This is a genomic window from Myxococcus sp. CA005 (assembly GCF_006518205.1).
GTDB lineage: Bacteria > Myxococcota > Myxococcia > Myxococcales > Myxococcaceae > Myxococcus > Myxococcus xanthus.
On the sequence record NZ_SRLV01000177.1, the window covers coordinates 1 to 3,696 of the forward strand.

The following is a 3,696-nucleotide window of genomic DNA, read 5'->3' on the forward strand; positions in this document are numbered from 1 at the left end:
CCCCTGGAGAAGCCGCCCCCCGCGCTGGAGTGCTTCTACGTGGGCGCGGTGTTGAAAGAGCCACGGTTGATGGCGCGGGACACCTTCCGCGTGTGTGACGAGCTGTCCCACATGGGCCTGCGCATGGCGCTGGCGCATGCGACGTCGGGACACGGCGCAAATGATGCGCTCTTTGAATCCTCGGAAGCCGTGAAGCGCGGCATTGAAAGCGCGCTGCGGCAGCTCCCCTCGGAACCTGTTCCCCTGGAGGCGGCGTTCCTCTCCATCTGCAGGGAAATCATGGTGCGGCGCATCGACGAGCGGCTCGTTTATATAAAGCGGGCGACGGAGCAGACGCCGGGGGCGTTCGACCTGACAGAGGAGACGCGCCAGCTCCTTGTGGAGCGCGTGGAACTGTTGGCGCTCAAGAAGCGTGTCCTGGAGGAGCTCAAGCCTGCCTCCTCGGGAACAAAGGCGCCCATGCAACCGGTTTGAGTTCGCGTTTGTAAGAAACCCTGACTTTGCGGTAGATCGGCCGGCTCGCCCAGGCCTCAAGCCCCTGAATTTGCTCAAGGAGAAGTACCCGAATGCCGACGCAGAAGCCCTCGAAGGCGTCCGTGAAGCCGACCAAGAAGAAGGTGGATCCGGTGATCCGCAAGAAGAAGGCTCCGGACGGTGCCGCGGCGAAGGGGGCCAAGACGGGCGCCGAGGAGAAGGAAGAACTCGTCGCGAGGGACGTCGTCGCCGAGGCGACGGAGAAGCTCAAGAAGAAGAAGAAGGGCGTGGCGCCGGCCATGGGCGATGACGTGGACCCGGAGGAGGCCGCGGAAGAGGCCGCCGCCGCCGTCCAGGTCGACCCCGACGCCGTCGAGGACGACATCGAGGAGGATCCGGTCGCCGAGCGCAAGGAGGTCAAGGACCTGCTCGCCGCGGGCCGTGAGAAGGGCTTCCTCACGTACGACGAGGTCAATGACGCGCTCCCCGCCGACATCGTGTCGTCCGATCAGATCGACGACGTGATGAGCATGTTCGGCGACAACGACATCGAGATTGTCGACGCGCAGAAGGCCGCTCAGAACAACGAAATCAAGCCCACCGTCACCGTCGAGGAAGAGAAGGAAGACGCCGACGAGGACGAGAAGGACGAGGACGACGAGCCGGGCGGCAAGTCGAACGACCCGGTGCGCCTGTACCTGCGCAAGATGGGCAGCGTCAGCCTGCTCACCCGCGAGGGCGAGGTCGAAATCGCCAAGCGCATCGAGGATGGTGAGAAGGAAGTCCTCCGCGCGCTGCTGGCGTGCAAGGTGGCCGTCGAGGAGATACTCGACATCGGCAACAAGCTGAAGACGGCCAAGCTGCGCGTGCGCGACGTCATCAAGGACGCGCCGGAGGAGACGCAGTCCGAAGGTGCCGAAGAGGCGCCCGAGGAGGTCGGTGAAGGTGACGCTCCGGCGCAGCTGGCGCAGAGCGAGCTCAACAAGATTGAGCAGATCTGCAAGCAGATCGAGCGCTTCCGCAAGTTCGCCCAGGACTGCGACGTCTTGGAGGAGGAGCTGTCCTCCAAGAAGAAGCTGACCGAGGTCCGCAAGAAGGAAGTGAAGCAGGAGATCAAGGACCTCCGGACCAAGATGATGGAGGTCCTGGAGGAGATGCGGCTCAACAAGAAGCAGGTGGACCGCATCGTCATCAACCTCAAGGCCCTCATCGAGCGCGTCGACAAGGCCGAGGACGAGCTGCGTGATTTGGAGCGCCGCTACGACTGCTCCATGAAGGAGCTGCGCCCGCAGCTGAAGGAGTCGCGGGAGAACCCCAACATCGGCAAGAAGCTGCAGAAGCAGCTCAACCTCACGCCGGAGCAGTTGGAGGTCCTGGACCGCGACGTGCGCACGGCGGTGCGGAAGATCAAGAAGGTCGAGGAGGAGGCCAACCTCCCCGTCGAGTCGCTGCGCCGCAACTACGACGCCATCCGTCTGGGTGAGCGCCGCGCCGAACGCGCCAAGAGCGAGCTGGTGGAGGCCAACCTGCGCCTCGTGGTGTCCATCGCGAAGAAGTACACGAACCGCGGCCTGCAGTTCCTGGACCTCATCCAGGAGGGCAACATCGGCCTGATGAAGGCCGTGGACAAGTTCGAGTACAAGCGCGGCTACAAGTTCTCGACCTACGCCACCTGGTGGATTCGTCAGGCCATCACCCGCGCCATCGCGGACCAGGCCCGCACCATCCGCATCCCGGTGCACATGATCGAGACCATCAACAAGCTCATCCGCACCAGCCGCTACCTGGTGCAGGAGATTGGCCGCGAGCCGACGCCGGAGGAGATCGCGGAGAAGATGGAGCTGCCGCTCGACAAGGTCCGCAAGGTCCTCAAGATTGCGAAGGAGCCCATCTCCCTCGAGACGCCGATTGGCGAGGAAGAGGACAGCCACCTGGGCGACTTCATCGAGGACAAGAGCCTCGTGTCGCCGGCGGACGCGGTCATCAACATGAACCTGGCGGAGCAGACCCGGAAGGTGCTCGCCACGCTGACGCCGCGCGAGGAGAAGGTGCTCCGCATGCGCTTCGGCATCGGCGAGAAGTCCGACCACACGCTGGAAGAGGTGGGCCAGGACTTCGAGGTGACGCGCGAGCGCATCCGTCAGATTGAGGCCAAGGCGCTGCGCAAGCTGCGCCACCCGAGCCGCTCCAAGCGCCTGCGCTCCTTCGTGGAGAGCTGAGCCGGGCTTGAGCTGAGCTGAACGTGGGCCCCCGCTCCATTCGTGGACCGGGGGCCTTCGTGTTTCTAGAGTCCGGGGCCGTGGCGCTCCGAGCGAAGACGAAGACACCGAAGGCAGAAGTGAAGAAGGCTCCCCTCCCCTTCTCCAAGGCGGTGTGGAAGGCGGTCCGGGCCATTCCGCGCGGGCAGGTGCGCTCCTATGCCCAGGTGGCGCTCTATGCGGGCCGTCCTGGGGCCGCCAGAGGCGTGGGCCGGGAGATGGCCACCCTGCCCCAGCAGCCCGAGCTGCCGCTGCCCTGGTGGCGCGTCACGCGCTCGGACGGAACGCTGGCGCCCCAGGTGGCCCAGGAGCAGGCACGGCGCCTGAGGGCCGAGGGCGTGGAGGTGACGCAGCGTGGGGACACCTTCCGCGTGAAGGTGCCCCGCGAGGTGCCGGCCCCTGGACTGGCAACGAAGCGGCAGCGCTGAAGCCGGGTAAAACGACGCCCCTTGCCAGGACTGCGTACCCGGCGATATGCAATCCGTCACGCGGTTGGTTGGCGCATGAGGGCCCTTAGCTCAGCGGTTAGAGCTGTCGGCTCATAACCGATTGGTCCCTGGTTCGAATCCAGGAGGGCCCACTCCTCTTAACCCCGCATGGCGCCTCGGGAATCTCCACTGAGGCGCCGGCGCGGGGAGCCGCCTCCGCCGAGGTCCGCACCACCGGCGCACCATGCGGGCCGCCCACGGCCAGCGGGAGCACCGCTGCAAGGGGCCAGCATTACGTCCCAGGTGCTCCAGAATCGCTCGCACCCCTCCAGCCTCCTTCACGTACGCCAGCACCCACCGCCTGCCTCCACACCTCACGCAGGCGCATACGTCGAAGTCGAAGGTCCTCCTAACACTACCCGGTCAGATGAATTGGGCGCGGGCGCCCCGTGTTGACGGAGCATGACGCCTGCCCAGTTACGCAAGCTTGACCGGGAGCTGAGCGAGTTCCTGGACTCGATGACCGAGGGAATGGG

The 3,696-nt window shown here is 65.4% G+C and carries 2 protein-coding genes, 1 tRNA gene and 1 pseudogene; all 4 read left to right on the plus strand.

Annotation, left to right across the window (positions count from 1 at the left end; all coding sequences use genetic code 11):
* Positions 1 to 474 (plus strand): annotated as a pseudogene (locus FMQ63_RS36840) (DNA primase); the annotation flags it as partial.
* A gap of 92 nt (positions 475 to 566) precedes the next feature.
* Complete coding sequence (rpoD, locus tag FMQ63_RS36845) at positions 567 to 2,693, plus strand: RNA polymerase sigma factor RpoD (protein ID WP_011555174.1); 2,127 nt, start codon at positions 567 to 569, stop codon at positions 2,691 to 2,693.
* Positions 2,694 to 2,773: 80 nt separating this feature from the next.
* Positions 2,774 to 3,160, plus strand: coding sequence for an MGMT family protein (locus tag FMQ63_RS36850; RefSeq protein WP_044276036.1), 387 nt, complete (start codon positions 2,774 to 2,776; stop codon positions 3,158 to 3,160).
* Positions 3,161 to 3,239: 79 nt separating this feature from the next.
* A tRNA-Ile gene (locus FMQ63_RS36855) sits at positions 3,240 to 3,312 on the plus strand.
* Positions 3,313 to 3,696: the final 384 nt, after the last annotated feature.

Bases quoted from the DNA above. Each gene is read 5' to 3' on its own strand.
- rpoD (WP_011555174.1), top strand. From the start codon at position 567: ATGCCGACGCAGAAGCCCTCGAAGGCGTCCGTGAAGCCGACCAAGAAG.